Raw genomic sequence first — 24,861 nt, 5'->3', positions numbered from 1 at the left:
TGAATGGATCAGAGCGCCAGGCGCGCGATGGCGAAAACGCCAACCGCCGCCGCGCCGTAGCTGAGGCAGGTCATCAGGATGATCGCGATCTTCTGCGCCATCCCGTGCACGTAATCCTCGATCAATACCTGCACCCCGTCATTGAAGTGCTTGAAGCCGACCACAAGCGTCAGCGCCGCGATGATCGCGGGGCCCGGACGGCTGTAATAGGCCAGGATTTCGGCATAGGTGCCGCCCAGGGCGGACCCGAAGGTAAAGACGAACAGCGGGATCAGGATCAGCAGCGCGACGGAGCTGACCTTCATCGCCCAGAAATGGGCGGTCCCGGTTTTGGCAGAGCCGAGGCCGGTGGCGCGTTTGCGGTCTGTCAGATAAGCCATCAGTCTCTCCTTACACAATCAACACGGTCAGCAGCGTCAGCAGGACAGAGCCGCCGATGCAGGCCCAGCCCAGCTTTTCCGCCGTGGGGATGTCCAGCGCATAGCCATTGTCCCAGATCAGGTGCCGGATGCCGGCCAGCGTGTGATACCAAAGGCCCAACACGCTGAAGAACATGATCAGATCACCGAACCAACTGGTCACGAAACCGTTGACCACGTCGAAATAGGCTTCGCTGGTCGCTGCCGCCAGAAACCACCACACGATCAGCAGTGCCGCGATCAGCATGGCATTGCCGGTGATGCGCGTCAGGATCGACGTCATGGAGGTCAGTTGCGGGCGGTAGATTGTCAGATGCGGTGACAGCGGGCGATTGCCCCGGTTTACATCGGCCATAAGCTGGTCCTTTGATGTGAGTGGCTGTATTTTGGTCCTTGGCTGCCCTAGTGATACCGTTTTTTGCAGGAGTGTCACGAGGGCTGAACGCGCTAACATGCGGTTTTATGGCGAAGCTTGGCGGAAAAATGCGTAAATCCGCAAGAATTTCAGCTTTGTGATCACACGGATATTTTGTGTGATCACAGACCCGCGACTCACTTGCCCATTTTGACGTCAGACCTGCGCCTGATGTCCTGCCGGGTGCATTCCTGCCGGTAATGTCAGCGGATAACGCCTCGTCGCGATGGTGCCGCGCCAGTGCCCCAAGCGTCCGCCAGAGTGCCAAGCGTTTCCGACCACAACCAGACCTGCGCTCTGAGACGCGCGAGGGTCCGCTATGCGGGACGAAGCAGTCGCCCACCTTTACCACCAAAGCCCGGAACAAGCCGAAGGCGCCGGGCCATCGCCTGCCCGCCGGTCGGGCGGGCGATTTGGTGAGGCTGGGTGATACTCTGAGAGGTATCATCACAGCTGAGAAATCAAGTGGCATGGACAGAGGTCAGGATCGCCCACCCCGGGCAGGCGCTGGCCCGGCTTGCGCTCACTCTCACACCGGCCCCCAAACGCAAATGCCCCCGCAGATATCTGCGGGGGCATTGCACATCATCCTGCCAGACCGGACGGTCTGGCGTCGCGCCGCCGATCAGCTCAGGCTGCCGTCGATGCCCTTGCAGGCGTCAACCAGACCTTTGACCGCCTTGACGGAGCTGTCGAACATCGCCTGTTCGTCCTTGTTCATGGAAATCTCCACAACACGCTCCACGCCGCCGGCACCGATCACTGTCGGCACGCCGACATAGAAACCGTCCAGACCATAGGCACCGTCCACATAGGCCGCACAGGGCAGAACGCGTTTCTGGTCTTTCAGATAGCTTTCCGCCATCTCGATGGCGCTGGTCGCGGGCGCATAAAAGGCCGAACCGGTCTTCAGCAGGCCAACAATCTCGGCACCGCCGTCACGGGTACGCTGCACGATCGCATCCAGCTTGTCCTGCGTGGTCCAGCCCATCTTGACCAGATCGGGCAGCGGGATACCGGCAACCGTGGAATAGCGCACCAGCGGCACCATCGTGTCGCCATGGCCGCCCAGCACAAATGCGGTGACGTCTTTCATCGACACGTTGAACTCGGAAGCCAGGAAATGCCGGAAGCGCGCCGAATCAAGCACGCCCGCCATGCCGCAGACCTTTTCATGCGGCAGGCCCGAGAATTCGCGCAGCGCCCAGACCATCGCGTCCAGCGGGTTGGTGATGCAGATCACAAAAGCATCGGGCGCATGGGCCGCAATGCCCTCGCCCACGGACTTCATGACCTTGAGGTTGATGCCCAGCAGGTCGTCCCGGCTCATCCCCGGCTTGCGGGCGACACCGGCAGTGACGATGCAGACGTCGGCACCGGCAATATCGGCATAATCCTGGGTGCCGGACAGTGTCGCGTCGAACTTGCCCGCCGGGCCCGATTCCGCGATGTCCAGCGCCTTGCCCTCAGGCGTTCCTTCGGCAATGTCGAACAGGACGACATCGCCCAATTCCTTGAGCGCCGCGAGATGTGCAAGTGTACCGCCGATTTGCCCCGCGCCGATCAGCGCGATTTTGGGTCTGGCCATGGTATGTTCTCCGTCAGGGTTGCATTTCGTTGCGGCATAGCGAAATGCGGCCCGTGCTGCAAGTTCGGCCTTTCACCAGCCCGTTTCAGACGCCCCTGACGGAAAAAGGCCGCCCCGAAGGGCGACCTTTTCGAACAGAATGACTGGTTTTCAGTCATGTTCCGGGCGTTCAGTCCTGATGTTCAGGCATCTGCTCCAGCTGTTCCTTGGTGCTGTTGATGTAGAAACGATAATCGCTTCCGTCTTCGTTCCTCAGCACCTGGATCTCTTCAAAGTTGACCAGAACCGGCTTTTCACCAATCCCGAGGAACCCACCGACATTGATCACGGCGCCGGTCAGCTTGCCGTCATCGCCAACCATCAGGTCGTCGATTTCGCCCACGGTCTCGTCATTGGAACCATAGACGTAAGAGCCGTTGATCTCTTCCGCCGTCAGCTTCTCGACCTCGGCCATTTCAGCGTTCTGGTAACCTTCGCGCTCATAGGCCGGGCGGGTCATTTCGTCCTGCGCAGTGGCAGCCGTGGTCGCCACGGCATCACCGGCTTCCTCGGCGGTCTGCTCAGTTGCTTCGGCGGCATTGTCGGCCATGTTTTCAGCGTCCTGCGCAGTGGCTTCCGCGTTCTGCTCCATGGTGTCGCCGTTCATGGCTGCGTCACCCATGTTGCGGTCAACCTCGGGCATGGCTTCAAGAGCCTCCTTGGTGGTGGACACCACCAGGAAACGGTCGTTCATGTCGCCGTCCTGCTGAACAACAGTGATGTCGTCCATGGACACCGCCACGTCACGTTCGCCCAGGCCAAGGAACCCGCCGACGCCAAGAATCACGGCACGCACGCTGCCATCCTTGGCAACGATGATGTCGTTTATCTCGCCGATGTCGTCCCATTCGGCCTCAGCGCCCGCCGCGATGGGCTGATCCGCTTCAACACCCTGCTCCGCATTATAGATGCGCATGCCGATCAGGTTGCTGGCATAGAAATCGCCCTGTTCAAATGTCACCGCACCCATGCTTGTGTTCATGTCTGTGGAATTCGACTGCGCATAGGCACCGCCCGTCAGGGCAAGGATAACGGCAGTTGTGCTCAGAAAGCGTTTCATAAATAGTTCTCCTTCGTATGTGTACGGTGTCAGGCACCGATTGAAGGACGAACAGACAGATGCCCCGCAAGTTCCACGGAAAAACTTCTGTTTTCAGGTAGATATAAACTAAGACATGCTGACTTTCGATGTGTTCTTCTTTCTGGTCGCGGGGCCTGCGGTGTTCTTTGCCGGGGTGTCCAAGGCGGGCTTCGGCTCGGGCGCGGCCTTTGCCGCCGCGACCATCCTCGCGCTGGTCGTCGAACCCGGCCTGGCACTTGGCGTGATGCTGCCGCTGCTGATGCTGATCGACGCCAGTTCCCTCAAACCCTATTGGAAAAAATGGAGCGCACCCGACGCAAGGCTGCTGATCCTCGGCGGGCTGCCCGGCATCGCCCTGGGGGCTGCGCTTTACCGGGTGGCCTCACCGGATGTGTTCCGCCTGCTGATCGGCGGCGTCTCCGTCGGTTTCGTGTTCTGGCAGGTCGGGCTTGCAAGGGGCTGGTTTCCCCTGACAAAACTGCGGCTGTCGGACCGCGCCGGGCTGTTCATCGGGTCGGTGACCGGCTTCACCACCTTCGTCAGCCACGCAGGCGGCCCCCCGGCGGCGGTGTTCCTGCTGACACGCGGCCTGACCAAGACGCAGTTCCAGGCAACCACGGTCCTGATCTTCTGCGTGTTCAACCTGATCAAGTTCTTCCCCTATGCCGCGCTGGGCATGTTCACCCGCCAGACCCTTCTGGCCAACCTCATGCTGGCCCCCTTTGCCCTGCTCGGCACCTGGGCAGGCGTGCGGGCGCATCATCTGGTGCCGGAAAAACTGTTCTTTGGCATCACCTATGCACTGCTTCTGATCACCGGGACCAAGCTGATCTGGGATGGCCTGACCTGACGCCGGACCACCCTGAAAATATGTCACCTGACATATCATTTTTATTCAACTTTTTTGACTTCAGGCGTCCTGCCCCCCGGCCGGCAGCGCCTCCGCCACCTGCTCGAACGCCTGACCCGAGGCCACAAGACAGGTCATGCCCCCCGGCACCGTCACCGTGATTGTCCAGCTGCCCGTCTCGTCAGAGGCAAAGACCTCGACCACGGCGTTGTTTGCGCCCAGCCCGATGGACTGGCGCGTCTCGCCGTATCCTTCTGCCAGCCGCGTCACCACCACGTCGCGCGGCCCGCAGTTGCGCCTGCTTTGCGCGGCGACATCCGTGGTTGCCGTCAGATAGGCCACCGCCCCCGCTGTCAGCGCGGCCAGATTGAAGATTTTCATCATGCGTTTCATTTCACTGCCTTCATTCGAAAGGCTGCACCCATGATCAGCGGACCTGTCCGGGCTTTGCCCGAGCGACCTGGGTGGGCCAGGTTATCATGCCAATGCGCCTGCTGACCGGGTGTCCGGCGGCCCTGCCGAAACGATCTTTGCCTGGACAGGCGACGGGGCAAAGGATGCGGGCAACTCCCTGAAATACTGGTTAACGATGCGTACGGAACCTGTTTAATTTGAATTTCGCTGCGCTGCGGCACGTTTCCCCTTGAACTTTTCAATCAAAAATGACCATCTGCGCGCAACAATATGTCCACGCGCCGCCGCCCGGCGCGACCAACCCCATCGGAGGCCCCATGTCCAAGATCACCCGCCCCCTGCGTTCCGCACTGTATATTCCCGGTTCAAAACCCCGCGCGCTGGACAAGGCGCGCAGCCTGCCATGTGACGCGATCATCTTCGACCTTGAGGATGCGGTCAGCCCGGATGAGAAATCCGCCGCCCGCGCCACACTGGCCGAGGCGCTCAGCGAAGGCGGTTATGGCGCGCGGCTCAAGGTCATCCGCATCAACGCGCTGGACACCGAATGGGGCAAGGACGACGCACAGGCTGTCAGGGACATGGACGCCGACGCGGTCCTGCTGCCCAAGGTCGGCAGCCCCGCCGACCTCGAAGCACTGGCCGAGATCGTCGGTGACATCCCGCTCTGGGCAATGATGGAAACCCCCGGTGCCATGCTCAATGCCCCCGCCATTGCCGCACACCGCCAGCTACAGGCCATGGTCATGGGCACCAATGATCTGGCCAAGGACCTGCAAACGCGGTTCCGCGCCGACCGCCTGCCGCTGATGACGGGCCTAGGCCTCTGCGTGCTGGCGGCCAAGGCGCATGATTGCGCCATCATCGACGGTGTCTACAACGCCTTCAAGGATGACGCGGGCCTCAAGGTTGAATGCGAACAGGGCCGCGACATGGGTTTTGACGGCAAGACATTGATCCACCCCGCGCAGCTTGACGTGTCCAATGCCGCCTTCTCGCCCACCGAGGAAGAAGCCGACCTCGCCCGCCGCCAGATCGCCGCCTACGAGGAAGTCATCGCCTCCGGCCAGAGCGTCGCGGTGGTGGACGGCAAGATCGTGGAAAACCTGCATGTTGCAACTGCCCGCGAAACACTGGCAAAGTTGGACGCAATCGCAGCCCTCAGCGCGGAGTAGCGCCATGTCCCTTCTGATCCTCGGCCTCATCCTCTGGGTGGGCGCACATTATTTCAAACGCCTCGCCCCCGGTGCCCGCGCAAAACTGGGCGAACCCGGCAAGGGGCTGGTGGCTGTCCTGATCGTGGCGGGCGTGGTGCTGATGATCATCGGCTACCGCGGTGCCGATTTCATCCCGGTCTGGAACCCGCCCGCCTTCATGACCCATATCAACAATCTGCTGATGCTGCTGGCCTTCTGGATCTTCGGCTCTTCCGCCGCCAAGGGGGCCAAGGCATGGCCCGCCAACAAGACCCGCCATCCGCAGCTGCTGGCGATCAAGACATGGGCGCTGGCGCACCTGCTGGTGAACGGCGATCTGGCCTCGATCATCCTGTTCGGCGGGCTGCTGGCCTGGGCCGTGGTCAGCGTCATCCTGATCAACCGCGCCGAACCCGGCTGGACCCCTCCACCCCACGCGGGGCGCGCAACCTATATCCGGCTGGTGGTCATCACCTCCGTCATCTTTGCCCTCGTCGTGACGATCCACGCCTGGCTGGGCGTCCCTCCCTTCCCCTCCTGAACCTGCCGGAGCCTGCATGAAACTCTATCGCTTCCTCTCGTCCGAGGACACATCCGCCTTCTGCCACAAGGTCACCGATGCCCTGAACAAGGGCTGGGAGCTTTACGGCTCTCCCACCCAGACCTGGGACCACGCCGCCGGGATCATGCGCTGCGGCCAGTCCGTCGTGAAAGAGGTCGAAGGCACCTACACCCCGGACACCAAGCTGGGGGACCACTGATGGCCAAGACCAACGCCGGACGCTTTTTCGAGGATTACACCCTGGGCGAGACGATCCGCCACGCGGTGCCGCGCACCGTCAAGATGGGCGAGCGCGCGCTTTATCACATGCTCTACCCCGCGCGCCACGCGCTCTATTCCTCAGACCAGTTCGCGCAGGGCTGCGGCCTGCCGTTCAGCCCGCTTGACGACATGGTCGCCTTCCATGTGGTCTTTGGCAAAACCGTGCCGGATGTGTCGCTGAATGCCGTGGCCAACCTGGGCTACGCGCAGGGCCGCTGGCTGACCCCGGTCTGGCCCGGCGACACCCTGCGCGCCGAATCCGAGGTGATCGGCCTCAAGCAGAACTCCAACGGCAAGACCGGCGTGGTCTATGTGCGCACCACCGGGTTGAACCAGCATGATGAGCCGGTGCTGGAATATGTCCGCTGGGTCATGGTCCGCAAGCGCGACACAGCGGCCCCCGCGCCCGACACAACGGTTCCTGACCTGCCCGCCGCACTCAACGCGGATGAACTGGTGATCCCGAAAGGCCTCGATTTCACCAGATACGACTTTGAACTTGCCGGAGAGCCGCACCGCTGGGGCGACTACGAGGTGGGCGAGCAGATCGACCACGTCGATGGTGTCACGGTGGAAGAGGCCGAACACATGCTGGCCACCCGTCTGTGGCAGAACACCGCCAAGGTCCATTTCGACACCTCCGCCCGCCCCGACGGCAGCCGCCTGATCTATGGCGGCCATGTGATCTCCATGGCCCGCGCCCTGTCCTTCAACGGGCTGGCCAATGCACAGATGATCGTCGGCCTGAATGGTGGCGCACATGCCAACCCCTGCCTCGCAGGCGACACCATCCGCGCCTGGTCCGAAGTGCTGGACAAGGCCGAAACATCCGCCCCCGGCGTCGGCGCGATCCGCCTGCGGCTTGTGGCGACCAAGGGCCGCGAGCCTTTCGCATTGAAAGGCGACGACGGCAAATACCTGCCCGACGTCCTGCTCGACCTCGACTATTGGGCGCTGATGCCGATGTGATGGGGCGCAGGCCGGGCCAGCGCCTGCCCGAGGTGGGCGATCTGATCTTGGCGCAAGCCGGGCCGTCGCCTGCCCGGGGTGGGCGATGCTGACCTATGTTCATGCCACTTTATTTCTCAACCATGATGAATCCCATCAGTGGGACACCCAGCCTCACCAAATCGCCTACCCGGGGCACGGGCAGGCGATGGCCCGGCGCCTTCGGCTTGTTCCGGGCCTGAGCGCCAATGGCATGGCAGCTTTACCTCGCACAGCCACCACCCCGGCCATTTTCTCATTGCATTCTGCCTGCCCAGCACTTTCCCTGTGCCGGACCCTGCAGGAGGCCCAGACATGACCAGCCGAAAACTCTACCTCGGTGCCCTGACCGACAACCGCCGCTGGGACAGCATCAGGATCCGCCCCGACGACGTCATCGTCGCCTCCCCGCCGAAATGCGGCACCACATGGATGCAGACCATCATCGCCCTGCTGTTCTCAGGCGATCCCGCTGTCGAAACCGAAGTGGCCCTCAGGATGCCATGGGTCGACATCCGCCTGCGCGAACTGCCGGAAGTGGCCGCGCGGATCGAAGCCATGTCCCACCGCCGCTGCCTGAAAAGCCACACGCCGATGGACGGTCTGCCGCTGGATGAGCAGGCGCACTATATCTGCGTGTTCCGCCATCCGCTGGATGCGCATTTCTCCTACCGCAAACACCTGGGCAACATCCCCCTGCATCTGCTCGACTTTTGGTATCCGGAGGACGATTCAGACGGCATCACCTTCCGCCGCTTCCTGGACGGCGGGGCCGAGGGGTTCGATACCGACGCCATGCCCCTCGCGCATATCCTGCAACACTACAAGGCCGCCGCCGCCCTGGCCGACCGCTCCAATGTCTCACTGTTTCACTATGCCGACATGACCCGCGATCTGCCCGGCACCTTCGCCAGGGTGGCTGACCTCATGGGCATATCACACCCCGCCGCCCTTATGGACAGCCTGATTGAGGCCGCCGGTTTCGACAACATGAAGGCACATGCCGCGCGCTATGCACCCGGCGGCGGCACCGGCTTCATGAAATCGGACTCCGATTTCTTCCACAGCGCAACGAACGGCAAGTGGATCGGCAAACTGGACGACCGCGAACTGGCCGCTTATGACAGCATGATGGATGCCCATCTCGGGCCACAGGATCGCGCCTGGCTGGAACATGGGTCGCAGGGAACATCCGGCGTATGACGCCCCGCTGTCATCTGCCCCCTCAGGCACAGAATCCCCCAGCCCCGCGCCAACCTCCCAAGGGGTAAAAAGTGAACCCCACAGGCGAATTCACCCATATTTCATTGACATCCGCTTAAACTTGCCGATTTTGTGATCACAGCATTTCCGCGTGTGATCACAAACAGCAGATTCCACTTTCAATATCCCCAGAACTCAGAAAGTCTGGTTCCCGACAGATAAGACTCGCGCGCGCTGCGCCCTGCTCTTGAACCAACTACGGGATCCTTTTGCGATGAACATCCACGAATACCAGGCCAAAGCCCTCCTGCGCAGCTACGGCGCGCCCGTCTCCGATGGCCGCGTGGTCCTCAAGGCCGAAGACGCCAAAAACGCTGCCGGAGAGATGGATGGCCCGCTCTGGGTGGTCAAGGCACAGATCCACGCCGGTGGCCGCGGCAAGGGCAAGTTCAAGGAAGCAGACGCCGGTGACGCCGGCGGTGTGCGCCTGACCAAATCCGTGGAAGAGGCCGCCGAACAGGCCAAGAAGATGCTGGGCCGCACCCTGGTCACACATCAGACCGGCCCGGCGGGCAAACAGGTCAACCGCATCTACATCGAAGACGGCTCCGGCATCGAGACAGAGCTTTACCTGGCCCTGCTGGTCGACCGCCAGACATCCCGCGTGTCCTTTGTCTGCTCCACCGAGGGTGGCATGGACATCGAAGAGGTCGCCGCATCGACCCCCGAAAAAATCCTGTCCTTCTCGGTTGATCCCGCGACCGGCTATCAGGCCTTCCATGGCCGCCGCATCGCCTTCTCACTCGGGCTGGAAGGCAAGCAGGTCAAGCAATGCGTCGGCCTGATGGGGCTGCTCTACAAGGCGTTCCTTGAAAAAGACATGGAGATGCTGGAAATCAACCCGCTGATCGTCACCGACGGCGGCGACCTCAAGGTGCTGGACGCCAAGGTCAGCTTTGACGGCAACGCGATCTATCGCCACGCCGACATCGCGGAACTGCGCGACACCACAGAGGAAGACCCCAAGGAACTCGAAGCCTCCAAATATGACCTGAACTATATCGCGCTGGACGGCGAGATCGGCTGCATGGTCAACGGCGCGGGCCTCGCGATGGCGACCATGGACATCATCAAGCTCTACGGCGCCGAGCCTGCCAACTTCCTCGACGTTGGCGGCGGTGCCACCAAGGAAAAGGTCACCGAAGCCTTCAAGATCATCACCTCCGACCCGCAGGTCAAAGGCATCCTCGTGAACATCTTCGGCGGCATCATGCGCTGCGATGTGATTGCCGAAGGTGTCATCGCCGCTGTGAAAGAGGTCGGCCTCAAGGTGCCACTGGTGGTCCGCCTCGAAGGCACCAACGTCGAAAAGGGCAAGGAGATCATCAACAACTCCGATGTTGACGTGATTGCCGCCGACGACCTCAAGGACGGTGCTGAAAAGATCGTGAAAGCGGTCAAGGGGTAAGGACCGGACCGGGGGGCGCAGCCCCCCAACCGGTTCCGCCCCCACAGGATCATTCCGCGAGGACAACCATGCAGAAACAGATGCGCATTTCCCCCCTGCTCTCCGGCCCCGCCCTTCCGGGCGCGGGTCTGTTTGTGCGGCCTGCGCATCGTGATCTGCTGCGGGTGGGTGACCAGACGGTCGCACCACGGGACCGACTGTCTTGATCCGGGCGGCGCTTCATATCGCACTGCTGGCCGCGCTGGCTGCCCCCGCCGCCGCCGCCAGCGACGGGCGCACCGCCATCGACACCTTCAACGCATGGTGCTTCAAGGCCGGTCAGACTCTGGCCGAGGCGCGGACCAACATGAAGGCGGATGGCGCGCCCTTTACCCTCATCTTCTGGGACGACAGCCTTGAGCCGCGCCCCGAAGATGCCCCGCGCGGCGTCGAACGGCGCTGCGAAGTGGCCTTTGACGGCGACCATACCGCTGCGGCGATCGAGGCGCTGCGCCTCCAGATGGCGACCCCGCCGGTCTTTGGCACGCCCATTCCGCTGCCCGACACCCATGCGGTAACCACCGGCACCAGCCTGATCGAGGGGCGCGAGCTGCTGCGCGGCCGCGTTGCCGTGGTCCATGTGGGCCTGCGCAACGCGCCAGATGCCCCGGTGACCTTCATGGCCGTTGACCGCCTTTATGACGGGCTTGGCCTGCCGGAGGGGTCATGACAGATACAAATGCCCCGCGCCCCTGCCCGGTCTGCAACATCACCGACGCCACCTTGCTGCCGGAGTATTCGCCAGAGCCCTGGCAGGTGGTCACCTGCAACGGCTGCGCCATGACCTACCTGCAAAATCCTCCCGCCTACGAGGCGCTGGAAGAGGATTTTGCCTGGGAAAAGACCTACGAGGACAAAAAGGCCGCCTCCAGGGGCTCCACCCCGCTCAGCCCCTATGTGCGCAAGCTGCGCAATGCCCTGGGCATGTACCGCGACAAGACCAAAAGCTTCCGGCGCTGGTTCAACGATGGCCATGTGCTCGACATCGGGTCGGGCTGGGGCCAGCGGATCACCGCGCCGATGACCCCCTATGGCATCGAACTGTCCAGGGAGCTGCACCGGATCTCGGATGAACGGATGCGCGCGCAGGGCGGCTATTGCCTGCATGGCGCGGGCGCCGAGGCGATCTGGGAGTTCGACGAACACCAGTTCGACGGGATCGTCATGTTCTCCTATCTCGAACATGAAACCGATGTGACGGGCGTGCTGAAAGGCGCGTACCGGGCCCTGAAACCCACCGGCGGAGTCTTTATCCGGGTGCCGAATTTCGGCACGCTCAACCGCCAGGTCATCGGGCCGAAATGGTGCGGCTTCCGCTACCCCGACCACGTCAATTACTTTACCCTGTCCAGCCTGCGCCGCTGCGCTGCCAAGATCGGTTTCCAGACCACGCTGGTCAACCGGTTTACCCTGCCGGTAGACGACAATATCTCGGTCCTGCTGCGCAAGGCCCCTGCCTGACCTCAAGGAGAAAACGATGAGCCACAAGAAACAAACCCCCGCCCGCCTCGTCGGTATCCTTGCCCTGGGTGCCGCGCTGTCGGGGTGCAACTACAACACCGCCAACGATGGTATCCGCAACGGGCCACAGGCCGTGCACCCCAGCGCCGGTGTCGTCTATGGCGGGCCCGCCGCCGCGCCTGCGACAGGCAGCTCCCAGCCCCTCGCCACCTGCGGCACGCCCGGACAGGCGGCCTGCTACACCCCGCAACCCGGCGACGGTTCCCAACCGATCATCGACTAATCACCCGGCGCACCGACCCGCGCCTCAGCCCTTACTCTCGGAATACCAAAGGAAGACCAATGGCCGTACTTGTAGACGAAAACACCAAAGTCATCTGTCAGGGCCTCACCGGCTCGCAGGGGACATTCCACACCGAACAGGCCATCGCCTATGGCACCAAGATGGTCGGCGGCGTCACCCCCGGCAAGGGTGGCCAGACACACCTGGACCTGCCCGTGTTCAACTCCGTCCACGAGGCGCGGCACGTCACCGGGGCGAATGCCTCCGTCATCTACGTGCCGCCCCCCTTCGCCGCCGATTCCATTCTTGAGGCCATCGACGCCGAGATGGAACTGATCGTCTGCATCACCGAAGGCATCCCGGTGCTGGACATGATGCGCGTCGCACGCGCGCTGGACGGGTCGAAATCCCGCCTGATCGGGCCGAACTGCCCCGGTGTCATCACCCCCGACGCCTGCAAGATCGGCATCATGCCCGGCCATATCCACAAGCGCGGCTCCTGCGGCGTTGTCAGCCGCTCCGGCACACTGACCTATGAGGCGGTCAAACAGACCTCCGACCTGGGCTATGGCCAATCCTCCGCCGTGGGCATCGGCGGCGACCCGATCAAGGGGACCGAACACATCGACGTGCTGGAAATGTTCCTGGCCGACGACGAAACCCAGTCGATCATCATGATCGGCGAAATCGGCGGTTCCGCCGAGGAAGAAGCCGCACAATTCCTGGCCGATGAACGCAAGAAGGGCCGCTGGAAACCCACCGCCGGTTTCATCGCGGGCCGCACCGCCCCTCCGGGCCGCCGCATGGGCCACGCGGGCGCCATCGTTGCCGGTGGCAAGGGCGGTGCCGAAGACAAGATCGAAGCGATGAAATCCGCCGGTATCGTTGTCGCCGACAGCCCCGCCACCCTGGGCGAGGCCGTCAAGGCCGCGATTGAAAAGGGCTGAACACCTCAGCTGAACTAGGCGAAGGGCCGACAGCAGGCCGGCCCTTCGCACCCGCCAAACCAACCCGCGAGACATGATGCGCCAGCCGCCCGCCCTTGCCATCCGCCCCCGACCGAGCATCATCCCGTGATGCGTCGGCTGATCCTGCATATCGGGCCGCACAAGACCGGCACCAGCAGTTTTCAGCACTGGCTGCGCGACAATGCGGATGCGTTTGCAACCGCGGGTCTGGTCCTTCCGCTGGATCTGCTGAATGCCAATGCAAATGGCGCACCGCTGGCCCACGCCTTGCTGGCGGCACCGCAGGACCGCACGGCAGAACAGACCGATCTGTTCGACCGTTTTGCCCGGCTCTGCGCGGCACATCCGGACACCTCGGTCATCCTCTCGGCAGAGCGGCTGTCACGGATGCTCCTTGTCGACGGCAGCATCCGAAAAGACTTAGACCCCAGCGAGGACAACACCCGCCGCCTGCGCGCGGCAGGCCATCTGCACAACGCGGTATCCGAGCTCGGCTTTGACCGGATTGATCTTCTGGTCCTGATCCGCGAACAAGCCGGTTTTCTGACCAGCGCCTATGTTCAGAAACTCAAGACCATGAACGCCCGCTGGGATCTCGGCGCGCGCGGGCTCGATGACTTTCCGGTCCAGCGCTATAAGGAAAGTTTCCAGCGGCTTTCAGACCTCGGCTTTCATGTGGTCGCCGCCCCCTACCGTGCGCCGGACACCTCGCGCCCGCTGTCCGAACGCCTGATGGCGATGGCCGGCTTTGACGGCCCCCTCAAGGGGCGCGTGACCTATGATGCCCCGCGCGAGAATGTATCACCAGGCTATCTGACAATGATCGGTCTGGGCCATGTTTTCTGGCACATCGAAACCCTTTCTCCGACGCTTGATGCCCGCAGCCTGACCCTGCTGCGGCGGCGTCTGTTTGCGATCACCCGCGCCGAAAATGTCGAAGCCGACAGCCCGCTGATCCTGTTTGCGCCGGATCGCGCGGCCAGGATAGCCGCCCGTCAGCGTCACTATCTGAACGGGGTCGCCCCCTGGGCGCAGGGAATGACCGGGGCCGACATCGCGGGCAGCTTTCCCGCCCATGGCATCCAGTCGCCGCTGTCACGCGACCATCTCGACCGGCGCGAACGGCAACGCGTCGACCACTGGCTGCGCAGGATCAGCGCCCAGGTTGAGCGTGACGACCGTTTGCGCCACCTGATCGACCGCACCACGCTGACCGATCTTGACGCCTCTCCGCCAGGGGTGCACAGCGCGCCACAGCGATCCGCCCCCTGCCTTGGGGGCATCTGGGCCGCCGCTGCACCCGACGGACGAAGGCCGGGGGCGCAAGCCCTCCAGACACCTGAATTTGACCATAACCCACGCCCGAACGAGGCCACATCATGACCGAACAACCCGGAAACGACCAGTTCCACGCGTCATCCTTCATGGAAGGCGAAAACGCTGAATACCTCGAACAGATGTATGCCAGATATGCCAGCGACCCCAATGCGGTGGATGAGGCATGGCAAGCGTTCTTCAAGGCGATGGGCGACGACGGCGACGCCGTCAAGGCAGAGGCCGCAGGCCCCTCCTGGGCGCGCAGCGACTGGCCCCCGGCCCCGGCAGGCGAGACCATCGGCGCGCTGACCGGCATCTGGCCCGACCCGGTAGAAGCAGACGCCGCAGGTAAGAAGATCAAGGAAAAGGCCGCCGAAAAAGGGGCCCGGATCACCGAGGAACAGGTCCGCAGCGCGGTGCTGGATTCAGTCCGCGCCCTGATGCTGATCCGCGCCTACCGGATCCGCGGGCACCTTGCCGCCGATCTGGACCCGCTGGGCATGCGCGATACCGGCACCCATGCCGAACTGGACCCGCAATCATATGGTTTCAACAAGGCCGACATGGACCGTCCGATCTTCATCGACAACGTGCTGGGCCTCGAAGTGGCCACCATGAGCCAGATCGTCGATATCGTGAAACGCACCTATTGCGGCACTTTCGCGCTGCAATACATGCATATTTCCAACCCCGAGGAGGCCGGCTGGCTCAAGGAACGGATCGAAGGCTACGGCAAGGAAATCACCTTTACCCAGAATGGCCGCAAGGCGATCCTGAACAAGCTGGTCGAGGCCGAAGGTTTCGAGAAATTCCTGCACGTCAAATACATGGGCACCAAGCGGTTCGGCCTGGACGGCGGTGAATCCCTGATCCCGGCGATGGAACAGGTCATCAAGCGTGGCGGCCAGCTGGGCGTCAAGGATATCGTGATCGGGATGCCGCACCGGGGCCGTCTGTCGGTGCTGGCCAACGTGATGCAGAAACCCTACCGGGCGATCTTCAACGAATTCCAGGGCGGCAGCTTCAAACCCGAGGATGTCGATGGGTCGGGCGATGTGAAATACCACCTCGGCGCCTCGTCGGACCGCGACTTTGACGGCAACACCGTGCACCTCAGCCTGACCGCCAACCCCAGCCACCTTGAGGCGGTGAACCCGGTTGTGCTGGGCAAGGTCCGCGCCAAGCAGGACCAGATCAACGACCACGAACGCACGAAGGCGCTACCGATCCTGCTGCACGGCGATGCCGCCTTTGCGGGTCAGGGCGTGGTGGCGGAATGTTTCGCCCTCTCGGGCCTACGCGGTCACCGCACCGGCGGCACCATGCATATCGTGGTGAACAACCAGATCGGCTTCACTACCGCGCCGCATTTCTCGCGCTCCTCGCCCTATCCGACCGACAATGCGCTGGTGGTCGAGGCGCCGATCTTCCACGTCAACGGTGACGACCCCGAAGCGGTTGTTCACGCCGCCCGCGTCGCCACCGAATTCCGCCAGAAGTTCCACAAGGACGTGGTCATCGACATCATCTGCTACCGCCGCTTCGGTCACAACGAAGGCGACGAGCCGATGTTCACCAACCCGATCATGTACAAGAAGATCAAGGGCCAGAAGACCACGCTCAGCCTCTACTCCGACCGGCTGGTCAAGGACGGCCTCGTCCCCGAGGGCGAGATCGAGGACATGAAGGCCAATTTCCAGAAATACCTCAATGAGGAATTCGAAGCAGGCAAGGACTACCGCCCCAACAAGGCCGACTGGCTGGACGGCAAATGGTCCCACCTCGACAAGTCCAAGGACAAAAAATACCAGCGCGGCAAGACCGCGATTTCCAAGGAAACCCTGGCCGATGTCGGCAAGGCGCTGACCACCGCGCCCGATGACTTCCCCCTGCACAAGACAGTGGGCCGTCTGCTTGAGGCGAAAGCGGCAATGTTCAAGGATGGCAAGGGCTTCGACTGGGCCACCGCCGAGGCGATTGCCTTTGGCTCCCTGCTGACCGAAGGCTACAAGGTCCGCCTGTCCGGTCAGGACTCGGCGCGCGGCACCTTCTCCCAGCGCCATTCGGCCCTGATCAACCAGGAAACCGAAGACCGCTACTATCCGCTCAACCACATCCGCGAGGGCCAGGCGGAATACGAGGTCATCGACTCCATGCTCAGCGAATACGCGGTGCTGGGGTTCGAATACGGCTATTCGCTGGCCGAACCCAACGCCCTGACCCTCTGGGAGGCGCAGTTCGGCGATTTCGCCAACGGCGCGCAGATCATGTTCGACCAGTTCATCAGCTCGGGCGAAAGCAAATGGCTGCGCATGTCCGGCCTCGTCTGCCTGATGCCACATGGCTACGAAGGGCAAGGGCCGGAACACTCCTCCGCCCGGCTGGAGCGTTTCCTGACCATGTGCGGCGGCGACAACTGGATCGTGGCCAATTGCACCACGCCCGCCAACTACTTCCACCTGCTGCGCCGCCAGTTGCACCGCAGCTACCGCAAACCGCTGATGCTGATGACGCCCAAATCCCTGCTGCGCCACAAGATGGCAATCAGCGAGGCCGAGGAGTTCACCACCGGCAGCAGCTTCCACCGGGTGCTGTGGGACGACGCGGAAAAGGGCAATTCGGAGACCAAGCTGGCGGCCGACGCCAAGATCAAGCGCGTCGTCATGTGCTCGGGCAAGGTCTACTACGACCTGCTGGAAGAACGCGACAGCCGCGGCATTGACGACATCTACATCCTGCGCTTCGAACAATTCTACCCCTTCCCCGCGCAATCCGCGGTCAAGGAACTGGAACGCTTCAAGAATGCCGACATGGTCTGGTGTCAGGAAGAACCCAAAAACCAGGGCGCCTGGAGCTTTATCGAACCGAACATCGAATGGGTCCTGGGCCGCATCGGTGCAAAACACGGCCGCCCAACCTACGTCGGCCGCGCCACAGCCGCCTCTCCCGCCACGGGTCTGGCGAGCCAGCACAAAGCACAACAAGCCGCTCTCGTTGACGAAGCGCTGACCATCAAAGGAAAGTAACCCATGACCGAAGTACGTGTGCCCACCCTGGGCGAATCCGTGACCGAAGCAACCGTCGCCACCTGGTTCAAGAAACCCGGCGACAGCGTGGCGGTCGATGAAATGCTCTGCGAGCTGGAAACCGACAAGGTCAGCGTCGAGGTCCCCGCCCCCGCCGCAGGCACCCTGACCAAAATCCTGGCCGAGGAAGGCAGCACCGTCGAGGCCAATGCCAGGCTGGCAGTGATCTCCGGTGGCGAAGGTGCCGCAACCACCGCAAAGGAAAGCGCCCCGGCCCCCGCCGCCGACAGCAAGGGCGGCAAGGATATCGAGGACGCGCCATCGGCGAAAAAGGCGATGGCGGAAAACAACATCAGCCGCGATGCCGTCACCGGCACCGGCCGCGATGGCCGGGTGATGAAAGAGGACGTGGCCAAGGCCATCGCCGCAGGCTCCTCCGCCGCATCGGCACCGGAGGCGAAATCCGCCCCCCGCGCCCCCTCCAGCGCCGATGACGCCTCCCGCGAGGAACGGGTCAAGATGACCCGCCTGCGCCAGACCATCGCCCGCCGCCTCAAGGAATCGCAGAACACCGCTGCGATGCTGACCACCTATAACGAGGTGGACATGTCGGCAGTCATGGAATTGCGCAATGAATACAAGGTGCTGTTCGAAAAGAAACACGGCGTCAAACTGGGCTTCATGTCCTTCTTCACCAAGGCCTGCTGCCACGCCCTGAACGAAGTGCCGGACGTGAACGCCGAGATCGACGGCACCGATGTGGTCTATAAAAACTACGTCCACATGGGCATCGCCGTGGGCACGCCCACCGGCCTTGTGGTGCCGGTGGTCAGGAACGCCGACGCGATGTCCTTTGCCGAGATCGAGAAAACGATCAACGGCCTGGGCGTCAAGGCACGCGACGGCAAGCTCTCCATGGCCGACATGCAGGGCGGCACCTTCACCATCTCCAACGGCGGCGTCTACGGCTCGCTGATGTCCTCGCCGATCCTGAACCCGCCGCAATCCGGCATCCTCGGCATGCACAAGATCCAGGACCGCGCGATGGTGGTGAACGGCGAAATCGTGGTGCGCCCGATGATGTACCTCGCCCTCAGCTACGACCACCGCATCGTTGACGGCAAAGGCGCGGTCACCTTCCTCGTGCGCGTCAAGGAAGCACTGGAAGACCCGCGCCGCTTGCTGATGGACCTGTAAACCGACAGGGTGGGGTGAAAACCCCACCCTACCGATCCACCGTAGGGTGGGGTTTCCACCCCACGATTTGTCTTTATCAAGGATCGCACCCAATGACCGAAATCTCCATCCTCATCGCCTATGGCCTGCTGGTCATGATCACCATCCTGTTGCAGGTGCTGGGGGTCATGACCCAGATTTCCATGGGCTACGTGATGTCCTCCCGCGACGACAACCGCGGCACCACGGGCATGGCGGCGCGTATCGAACGCGCGATGAACAACTCCATCGTGGCAATGACCCTCTTTGCCCCCGCCGTGCTGATCCTTGAGGTGCTGGACAAGACCAATGCCACCACCCTGCTGGCCGCCCAGGTCTTCATGATCGCGCGGATCATCTACCTGCCGGTCTATGCCCTTGGCGTGCCTGCGGTGCGCACATTGGCCTGGCTGGCCGGGTTCCTAGCCACCGCCGTTCTCTATTTCCAGGCGCTTTGAAAGGGCTCCCGCCATGCAGATGATCGTCCACCAGCACGTCAGCAACTTCACCGACTGGAAAGCCGCCTTCGACAAGGATGACGAGGCGCGGCGCAACGCGGGGCTGACCGTCTTGCAGGTCTGGAAAGACGCCGACAGCGACACCCACGCCTTTTTCCTGCTCAAGGTCAACGACCGCGACAAGGCGCAGGGCTGGATCGAAAGGTCCAACGCGCTGGCCGCCGATGATGGCGGCACGGTCACTTCCTCATCGGCGTATTTTCTGGAAACGAAATGACCCCCGAACTCACGGCCTTGACCCTCGCCGCGCTCCTGCAATACCTGCAATTCGCGCTCTACGCGGTGCCTGCCAACCGCGAGCTGGGGCCCGGCTTCACCATGTCGGCCCGCGACCGCCCCCCCAACAACACGATGTCGGACCGCACCGCCCGGATCGGCCGCGCCTTTGACAACCACTTCGAAGGGCTGATCCTCTTTGCCATCGCCGTGGGGGTGATCCAGATGTCGGGGCAGAACTCTGCGCTGACCGGGCTTTTCGCCTGGATCTACCTGATCGCGCGGCTGCTTTACGTCCCGGCCTATGCCTATGGCCTGCGGCCCTGGCGGTCGCTGATCTGGTTCATCGGCTTCATTGCCACCCTGCTGATGCTGCTGGCGGCGCTCTACTGATTTCATTGTTCAAATAAATACCACCGGGGGGTGGCGCTTGCGCCGGGGGGCTGGCCCCCCTACCCTCGGATCAAACACGCTCAACACCCAAGGAGACACACATGTCCACCTATGATGTCATCGTAATCGGCTCCGGCCCCGGCGGCTATGTCGCCGCCATCCGCTGCGCGCAGCTGGGCCTGAAAACCGCCTGCGTCGAAGGCCGCGAGACCCTGGGCGGCACCTGCCTGAACGTCGGCTGCATCCCCTCCAAGGCGCTGCTGCATGCCTCCCACATGCTGCACGAGGCCGAACACAACTTCGCGGAAATGGGGCTGAAGGGCAAAAGCCCCTCGGTCGACTGGAAACAGATGCTGGCCTACAAGGACAGCACCATCGACACCAACACCAAGGGCATCGAATTCCTGTTCAAGAAGAACAAGATCGACTGGCTGAAAGGCTGGGGCAGCATCCCCGAGGCCGGTAAGGTCAAGGTCGGCGACGAGGTGCATGAGGCGAAAAACATCATCATCGCCACAGGGTCGGAGGCATCTTCCCTGCCCGGCGTCGAAGTGGATGAAAAGGTCGTTGTGACTTCCACCGGCGCGCTGGAACTGGGCAAGGTGCCGAAAAAGATGGTGGTCATCGGGGCCGGTGTGATCGGCCTGGAGCTGGGCAGCGTCTATGCCCGGCTCGGCTCGGAAGTGACCGTGGTGGAATTCCTCGACGCGATCACGCCGGGCATGGACCCCGAGGTGCAGAAAACTTTTCAGCGGATGCTGAAAAAGCAGGGGCTGAACTTCATCATGGGCGCAGCCGTGCAAAAGACCGAAGCCACCAAGACCAAGGCCAAGGTGCATTACAAGCTGCGCAAGGACGACAGCGAACATGTGATCGACGCCGATGTGGTGCTGGTGGCGACAGGGCGCAAACCCTATCACGACGGGGTGGGCCTTGACGCCCTGGGCGTCGAGATGACCAAGCGCGGCCAGATCGCGGTCAATGACCATTGGGCCACCTCCGTCAGCGGCGTCTACGCCATCGGCGATGTGATCGAAGGCCCGATGCTGGCCCACAAGGCCGAGGACGAGGGCATGGCCGTGGCGGAGGTGATCGCGGGCAAGCACGGCCATGTGAACTATGGCGTGATCCCCGGCGTGATCTACACCCACCCCGAGGTCGCCTCCGTGGGCGAAACCGAAGCCACTCTCAAGGAGGCAGGCCACGCCTATAAGGTCGGCAAGTTCTCCTTCATGGGCAACGCGCGGGCCAAGGCGGTTTTTGCAGGCGACGGTTTCGTCAAGATCATCGTCGACAAGGACAGCGACCGCATCCTGGGCGCGCATATCATCGGCCCCGGCGCGGGCGATCTGATCCACGAGGTCTGCGTGGCAATGGAATTCGGCGCCTCCGCGCAGGATCTGGCGATGACATGCCACGCGCATCCGACCTATTCCGAAGCGGTCCGCGAGGCTGCACTGGCCTGTGGTGACGGGCCGATCCACATGTGAAGTGGCGGGCGCGGCCCGCGTTGCGCAGGGATATTTTTCAGCCAAAAAGAGAGGGGGGCGTGTCGCGATACATGCCCCCTTTTTTATTGCGCAGAGGTTGTCATTACCACATCGTCCTGGCGGCCCTCGCGCCCCAGGCGGCGTCATAGGGCGTGCCGCCCTCTTCGCCGCTGGTCATCTCGGCCAGAATATCGCCCACGCTGGGCAGATCGCCGCTTTCGTCCTTGCCCGCCCAGGTGCCTGCCCGCATCAGGGCACGGGCGCATTGGCTGTAGATTTCCTGAATCGTAATCACGATCACCGTGGCGGGCTGGCGGCCACCCTTTTCGAATCGCGCACGCAGATTGGCGTCGTCGGTCAGGATCGCGGTGCCATTCACCCGCACCACGTTGTTTGATCCCGGCACCAGGAACAGCAGCGACACCCTTCCATCCACCACGATATTGCGCAGCGAATCCAGCCGGTTGTTGCCGCGCCAGTCGGGCAGCGCCAGCCGCTGCGCATCCAGCTCCAGCACCACCGGCCCATCGTCACCCCGCGGGCTGCCATCGGTGCCTTGCGGCCCCACCGTGGTCAGAATGCACAGCTTCGAGGCCATGATCCACTTGCGGTAAAGCGGCGTCAGCCGGTCCGCCACCTTGCGCAGCGCAGGCGCGCCGGGCGGGCCGTAAAGCGCCTCAAGCGCCGCGACATCCTCAATCCGCCGCACGCCAGCCCGCCTCCGCCAGCAGGTTGTCCGAGGCGGTTTCGACCTCCTGTTCCAGCTTCTGCATAAAGGCCTCCCTGCCCAGCCCCGGCGCAATCGGATCAAGGAATTCGACCACCGCCACGCCCGGACGCCGGTACAGCCCCCGGCGCGGCCAGAAAAAGCCCGCATTGGTCGCCGCCGGGACGCAGGGCTGATGCAACTGGTCATAAAGCACGGCGCTGCCGACCTTGTAGGGGATACGCGTGCCGGGGGCGACGCGGGTGCCCTGGGAATAGATCACGATCTGCCCCGGCTCGATCTTGCCGGCCTCCACATCCGCGATCATCTTGGCAATCGCCTTGCCGCGCTTGCCCCGGTCCACCGCGATCATCTGCATCCGCTTGGTGTACTGGCCGATCACCGGGGTCCAGAGGATCTCGCGCTTCATGATGAACTTGGCGCGCGGGAGGGCGTGAAAGATCATGATGATGTCAAGGAAGGACTGATGCTTGGCCGCGATCAGCACCTCGCCCGTCGGCACCGCGCCACGCACCTCGCAGCGCAGCCCGATCAGCCAGCGCGCCGACCACATGCACCAGGCGGCATAGCTCTTGCAGGCGGTATAGGCGCCCCGTTTGGAGAACATCGCCCAGGGGGCAAAGGCCAGACCGATGACCGGCATCGCCACCGTGGCCTGCACCACATAGAAGATCGAGCGTATCCATTGCAGCATCATGAAAGCCCCCTCAGCGTGCGCCGTGCCGCGGCCCGCGTCGCGGCAAAGGCGACGCCACCCGCCAGCAGCGGGATCAGGAAGGGCAGCAGCCAGTGCAGCCCGCGAAAGCCCAGCCCGGTCAGGAAACCGCCGGTTTCAGAGGCGCTAGGCAGCAACACCACCGCGATCAGGCCCACAACCGTGCCCGCCGCCGCCCCCGACAGCGCCCGCAGGGTAAACCGGCGCACAAAGGCCTGCGCGATGTAATCATCTGTCGCGCCCACCAGGCGCAGCACCGCGATCACCTGCGCATTGGCGGCCAGGGCGGCCTGAGCGGCAAGGGTGATCATCGCCGCCACTGTCGCCGCGATCAGCGCGATCGAAACCCAGCCGATCAGCCGCAGCCGCGAGGCCGCCTGCACCAGCGGTTCGCGCCAGCGGCCATGATCATCCAGCACCGCGCCCGGCACCTCGGCGGCCAGCCGCAGGCGCAGACCGGCGGCATCCATGCCGTCGCTGTCCTCGATCACCTCGATCAGGCGCGGCACCGGCAGCGCGTCCAGCGCGAGGTCGGGGCCGAACCAGGGCGCCAGCAGGGCCTGTTGCTCCGCATCCGTCAGGGCGCGGGCGGTGGCCACCCCCTTGGTGGTTTCCAGAATCCGCAGCGCCGCCTCGGTCTGGGCGGTGCGCTGGTCCAGCGGGGCCACGATCCGCACGGTGGCGGTCCGGGCAAGCTCCGACCCCCAGCGTTCCGCCAGACGGCCCGCCGCCAGCGACAGCGCCAGCGCAAAGACCGCAAGAAACGCCATCGCGGCAGCGGCAAAAAGGGTCAGCTGCGCGGTGAAGCCCGAGGGCGGCACCACGCGGTCCGCCTGCCGGTCTCCCGCCATGAGGGCGCGCAGACTGCCGGGCCCCAGCTTCACAGGTCCGCCCCCGCCAACTGGATGCGCCGGTTCGCGATGCGCAACACCCGCGCCTGCACATGCGCCTTGGTGGCGCGGATCAGGCTCAGGTCATGGGTGGCGATCAGCACGGTCTTGCCCATCTTGTTCAACTCGATCAGCAGCCGCAGCAGGCGTTGCGACATGTCCCAGTCGATGTTGCCGGTGGGCTCATCCGCCAGCACCACATCAGGCGACATGATCACGGCCCGCGCCAGGGCGGCACGCTGGCGTTCGCCGCCCGACAGTTCCGGCGGCAGCGCCCCGGCGCGGTTGGTCAGGCCGACCCATGACATCAGCTCGGCCAGGTCATCGCCGGCCGCATCGGCACTGCGGCCCGATACGGTCAGCGGCAGGTTGATGTTTTCCGACACGTCGAGATGATCGAGAAACTGCACATCCTGATGCACCACCCCGACCCGGCGGCGCACCATGGCGATGTCATCCCGGCCCAACCCGCGCACATCCGCACCAAACAGGCGCACATGCCCCGCCGTGGGCAAAAGCGCGCCGTAACACAGTTTCATCAGGGTTGTCTTGCCCGCGCCCGAGGGACCAGTCAGGAAATGAAAGGACCCGGGCGCGAGTTTCAGCGTTATGTCCGACAGCAATTCGCCACCGCCATAGCTGTAGGCCACATTTTCCAGCTCGATCACGCACGTTCCCCGGATTTCGTTAACCTGTTGTGCCTGAGCACCGCCGGGGATTCAATGCACCACTTCGGAGCTTGCCGCCGAGATAGCACTTTTCCTGCGGAAAACTTGCACTATGCTGGTTGAAAATGGTTAACGGCCCGAAACGGGACCATGGAGAGCAGCGGGAACATCAATGAGGCTGACCTGTCCGAATTGCGACGCACAATATGAAGTGCCCGATGACGTCATGCCGACCGCCGGGCGGGATGTGCAATGTTCCAATTGCGGCCAGACCTGGTTTCAGCATCACCCGGACCATGCCCCCGAAGAGGTGATGGAAGACGACGCCGATGTGCCGCCGCCCGACGCGCCGACACCGGACGAGGAAACCGCACCCCCGCCACCGCCGACCCGGCCCGCCCCGGAACCCGAGCGGCGCAAGCTGGACCCGGCCGTGGCCGACATCCTGCGCC

The 24,861-nt window shown here is 63.3% G+C and carries 29 protein-coding genes; 20 read left to right on the top strand and 9 right to left on the bottom strand.

The annotated features are described in order from the left end of the window. Window positions 1-8 precede the first annotated feature (8 nt). The 4 genes from sdhD to A8B82_RS20665 form a co-directional block, all read right to left on the bottom strand. A complete protein-coding gene (gene sdhD, locus A8B82_RS20680; protein ID WP_067296840.1) occupies window positions 9-380 on the bottom strand; it encodes a succinate dehydrogenase, hydrophobic membrane anchor protein in 372 nt (123 codons plus the stop codon). Between the two features lie 10 nt (window positions 381-390). Continuing rightward, entirely contained in the window at window positions 391-774 is a 384-nt protein-coding gene (gene sdhC / locus A8B82_RS20675; RefSeq protein ID WP_067296837.1) for a succinate dehydrogenase, cytochrome b556 subunit, read from the bottom strand. Between the two features lie 685 nt (window positions 775-1,459). Beyond that, complete coding sequence (mdh, locus tag A8B82_RS20670) at window positions 1,460-2,422, bottom strand: malate dehydrogenase (RefSeq protein ID WP_067296834.1); 963 nt, start codon at window positions 2,420-2,422, stop codon at window positions 1,460-1,462. A 169-nt stretch (window positions 2,423-2,591) separates the two neighbouring features. After that, window positions 2,592-3,521, bottom strand: coding sequence for a PRC-barrel domain-containing protein (locus A8B82_RS20665; protein ID WP_067296832.1), 930 nt, complete (start codon window positions 3,519-3,521; stop codon window positions 2,592-2,594). Window positions 3,522-3,636: 115 nt separating this feature from the next. On the opposite strand from A8B82_RS20665, the gene A8B82_RS20660 reads away from it, so the two are divergent. Beyond that, entirely contained in the window at window positions 3,637-4,392 is a 756-nt protein-coding gene (locus A8B82_RS20660) for a sulfite exporter TauE/SafE family protein (protein WP_067296830.1), read from the top strand. Between the two features lie 60 nt (window positions 4,393-4,452). Here the strand turns inward: A8B82_RS20660 and A8B82_RS20655 are convergent, their stop codons facing one another. Beyond that, entirely contained in the window at window positions 4,453-4,773 is a 321-nt protein-coding gene (locus A8B82_RS20655; RefSeq protein WP_443069351.1) for a hypothetical protein, read from the bottom strand. A gap of 350 nt (window positions 4,774-5,123) precedes the next feature. Between A8B82_RS20655 and A8B82_RS20650 the strand changes: the two genes are divergently transcribed. The 18 genes from A8B82_RS20650 to lpdA all read left to right on the top strand — a co-directional run bounded on the left by A8B82_RS20650 (window position 5,124) and on the right by lpdA (window position 21,409). Continuing rightward, on the top strand, window positions 5,124-5,981 hold the full coding sequence (locus tag A8B82_RS20650) for an HpcH/HpaI aldolase/citrate lyase family protein (protein ID WP_067296991.1): 858 nt from the start codon (window positions 5,124-5,126) through the stop codon (window positions 5,979-5,981). A gap of 4 nt (window positions 5,982-5,985) precedes the next feature. Then, window positions 5,986-6,543: an NnrU family protein gene (locus tag A8B82_RS20645; protein WP_067296825.1), complete on the top strand. Its 558-nt coding sequence runs from the start codon at window positions 5,986-5,988 to the stop codon at window positions 6,541-6,543. Window positions 6,544-6,559: 16 nt separating this feature from the next. Next, window positions 6,560-6,763, top strand: coding sequence for a DUF1737 domain-containing protein (locus A8B82_RS20640; protein ID WP_067296822.1), 204 nt, complete (start codon window positions 6,560-6,562; stop codon window positions 6,761-6,763). Further along, a complete protein-coding gene (locus tag A8B82_RS20635) occupies window positions 6,763-7,794 on the top strand; it encodes a MaoC family dehydratase (RefSeq protein ID WP_067296820.1) in 1,032 nt (343 codons plus the stop codon). The genes A8B82_RS20640 and A8B82_RS20635 overlap by 1 nt, the downstream gene beginning before the upstream one ends. A gap of 333 nt (window positions 7,795-8,127) precedes the next feature. Further along, on the top strand, window positions 8,128-9,015 hold the full coding sequence (locus A8B82_RS20630) for a sulfotransferase domain-containing protein (protein WP_067296818.1): 888 nt from the start codon (window positions 8,128-8,130) through the stop codon (window positions 9,013-9,015). A gap of 274 nt (window positions 9,016-9,289) precedes the next feature. Next, window positions 9,290-10,483, top strand: a complete 1,194-nt coding sequence (gene sucC, locus A8B82_RS20625) for an ADP-forming succinate--CoA ligase subunit beta (RefSeq protein ID WP_067296816.1) — start codon at window positions 9,290-9,292, stop codon at window positions 10,481-10,483. Window positions 10,484-10,551: 68 nt separating this feature from the next. Next, the gene (locus A8B82_RS24260) at window positions 10,552-10,689 is read left to right on the top strand and encodes a hypothetical protein (protein WP_161489490.1); all 138 of its coding nucleotides are present in this window, start codon (window positions 10,552-10,554) and stop codon (window positions 10,687-10,689) included. Next, a complete protein-coding gene (locus A8B82_RS20620) occupies window positions 10,686-11,192 on the top strand; it encodes a hypothetical protein (RefSeq protein ID WP_235604758.1) in 507 nt (168 codons plus the stop codon). The genes A8B82_RS24260 and A8B82_RS20620 overlap by 4 nt, the downstream gene beginning before the upstream one ends. Then, window positions 11,189-11,983 (top strand): class I SAM-dependent methyltransferase, encoded by a 795-nt coding sequence (locus A8B82_RS20615; protein ID WP_067296813.1) that lies wholly within the window; start codon window positions 11,189-11,191, stop codon window positions 11,981-11,983. The genes A8B82_RS20620 and A8B82_RS20615 overlap by 4 nt, the downstream gene beginning before the upstream one ends. Before the next feature lie 16 nt (window positions 11,984-11,999). After that, on the top strand, window positions 12,000-12,266 hold the full coding sequence (locus A8B82_RS20610) for a hypothetical protein (RefSeq protein ID WP_067296811.1): 267 nt from the start codon (window positions 12,000-12,002) through the stop codon (window positions 12,264-12,266). A gap of 59 nt (window positions 12,267-12,325) precedes the next feature. After that, entirely contained in the window at window positions 12,326-13,213 is an 888-nt protein-coding gene (gene sucD, locus A8B82_RS20605) for a succinate--CoA ligase subunit alpha (RefSeq protein WP_067296809.1), read from the top strand. 126 nt (window positions 13,214-13,339) lie between these two features. Then, a complete protein-coding gene (locus A8B82_RS20600) occupies window positions 13,340-14,617 on the top strand; it encodes a hypothetical protein (RefSeq protein ID WP_235604757.1) in 1,278 nt (425 codons plus the stop codon). After that, the gene (locus A8B82_RS20595; protein ID WP_067296804.1) at window positions 14,614-17,577 is read left to right on the top strand and encodes a 2-oxoglutarate dehydrogenase E1 component; all 2,964 of its coding nucleotides are present in this window, start codon (window positions 14,614-14,616) and stop codon (window positions 17,575-17,577) included. The genes A8B82_RS20600 and A8B82_RS20595 overlap by 4 nt, the downstream gene beginning before the upstream one ends. Before the next feature lie 3 nt (window positions 17,578-17,580). Then, window positions 17,581-18,774: a 2-oxoglutarate dehydrogenase complex dihydrolipoyllysine-residue succinyltransferase gene (gene odhB / locus A8B82_RS20590; RefSeq protein ID WP_235604756.1), complete on the top strand. Its 1,194-nt coding sequence runs from the start codon at window positions 17,581-17,583 to the stop codon at window positions 18,772-18,774. 92 nt (window positions 18,775-18,866) lie between these two features. Next, window positions 18,867-19,250 (top strand): MAPEG family protein, encoded by a 384-nt coding sequence (locus A8B82_RS20585; protein ID WP_067296802.1) that lies wholly within the window; start codon window positions 18,867-18,869, stop codon window positions 19,248-19,250. A gap of 13 nt (window positions 19,251-19,263) precedes the next feature. Beyond that, window positions 19,264-19,527 carry a hypothetical protein gene (locus A8B82_RS20580; protein ID WP_067296799.1) on the top strand — a complete coding sequence of 88 codons (264 nt, stop codon included), beginning with the start codon at window positions 19,264-19,266 and terminating at the stop codon, window positions 19,525-19,527. Next, complete coding sequence (locus A8B82_RS20575) at window positions 19,524-19,919, top strand: MAPEG family protein (protein ID WP_067296797.1); 396 nt, start codon at window positions 19,524-19,526, stop codon at window positions 19,917-19,919. Before A8B82_RS20580 ends, A8B82_RS20575 begins: the two co-directional genes overlap by 4 nt. Before the next feature lie 101 nt (window positions 19,920-20,020). After that, the gene (gene lpdA / locus A8B82_RS20570; RefSeq protein WP_067296794.1) at window positions 20,021-21,409 is read left to right on the top strand and encodes a dihydrolipoyl dehydrogenase; all 1,389 of its coding nucleotides are present in this window, start codon (window positions 20,021-20,023) and stop codon (window positions 21,407-21,409) included. A gap of 103 nt (window positions 21,410-21,512) precedes the next feature. Here the strand turns inward: lpdA and A8B82_RS20565 are convergent, their stop codons facing one another. Genes A8B82_RS20565 through A8B82_RS20550 form a run of 4 tightly spaced genes read right to left on the bottom strand, consistent with a single transcriptional unit; the run spans window position 21,513 to window position 24,409 of the window. Next, on the bottom strand, window positions 21,513-22,118 hold the full coding sequence (locus tag A8B82_RS20565) for a pyridoxamine 5'-phosphate oxidase family protein (protein WP_067296791.1): 606 nt from the start codon (window positions 22,116-22,118) through the stop codon (window positions 21,513-21,515). Then, a complete protein-coding gene (locus tag A8B82_RS24630) occupies window positions 22,105-22,830 on the bottom strand; it encodes a lysophospholipid acyltransferase family protein (protein ID WP_067296986.1) in 726 nt (241 codons plus the stop codon). Before A8B82_RS24630 ends, A8B82_RS20565 begins: the two co-directional genes overlap by 14 nt. Further along, the gene (locus A8B82_RS20555; protein ID WP_201120868.1) at window positions 22,830-23,702 is read right to left on the bottom strand and encodes an FtsX-like permease family protein; all 873 of its coding nucleotides are present in this window, start codon (window positions 23,700-23,702) and stop codon (window positions 22,830-22,832) included. The genes A8B82_RS24630 and A8B82_RS20555 overlap by 1 nt, the downstream gene beginning before the upstream one ends. Window positions 23,703-23,731: 29 nt before the next feature. Beyond that, window positions 23,732-24,409, bottom strand: coding sequence for a cell division ATP-binding protein FtsE (locus tag A8B82_RS20550; RefSeq protein WP_067296786.1), 678 nt, complete (start codon window positions 24,407-24,409; stop codon window positions 23,732-23,734). A 172-nt stretch (window positions 24,410-24,581) separates the two neighbouring features. Between A8B82_RS20550 and A8B82_RS20545 the strand changes: the two genes are divergently transcribed. Beyond that, window positions 24,582-24,861 (top strand): zinc-ribbon domain-containing protein (locus A8B82_RS20545; protein ID WP_201120863.1); only part of this gene is annotated, 280 nt, incomplete at its 3' end.

Origin of the sequence: Sulfitobacter sp. EhC04 (genome assembly GCF_001650875.1) — a bacterium.
GTDB lineage: Bacteria > Pseudomonadota > Alphaproteobacteria > Rhodobacterales > Rhodobacteraceae > Sulfitobacter.
This window is presented reverse-complemented; position numbering and strand designations above follow the sequence as displayed.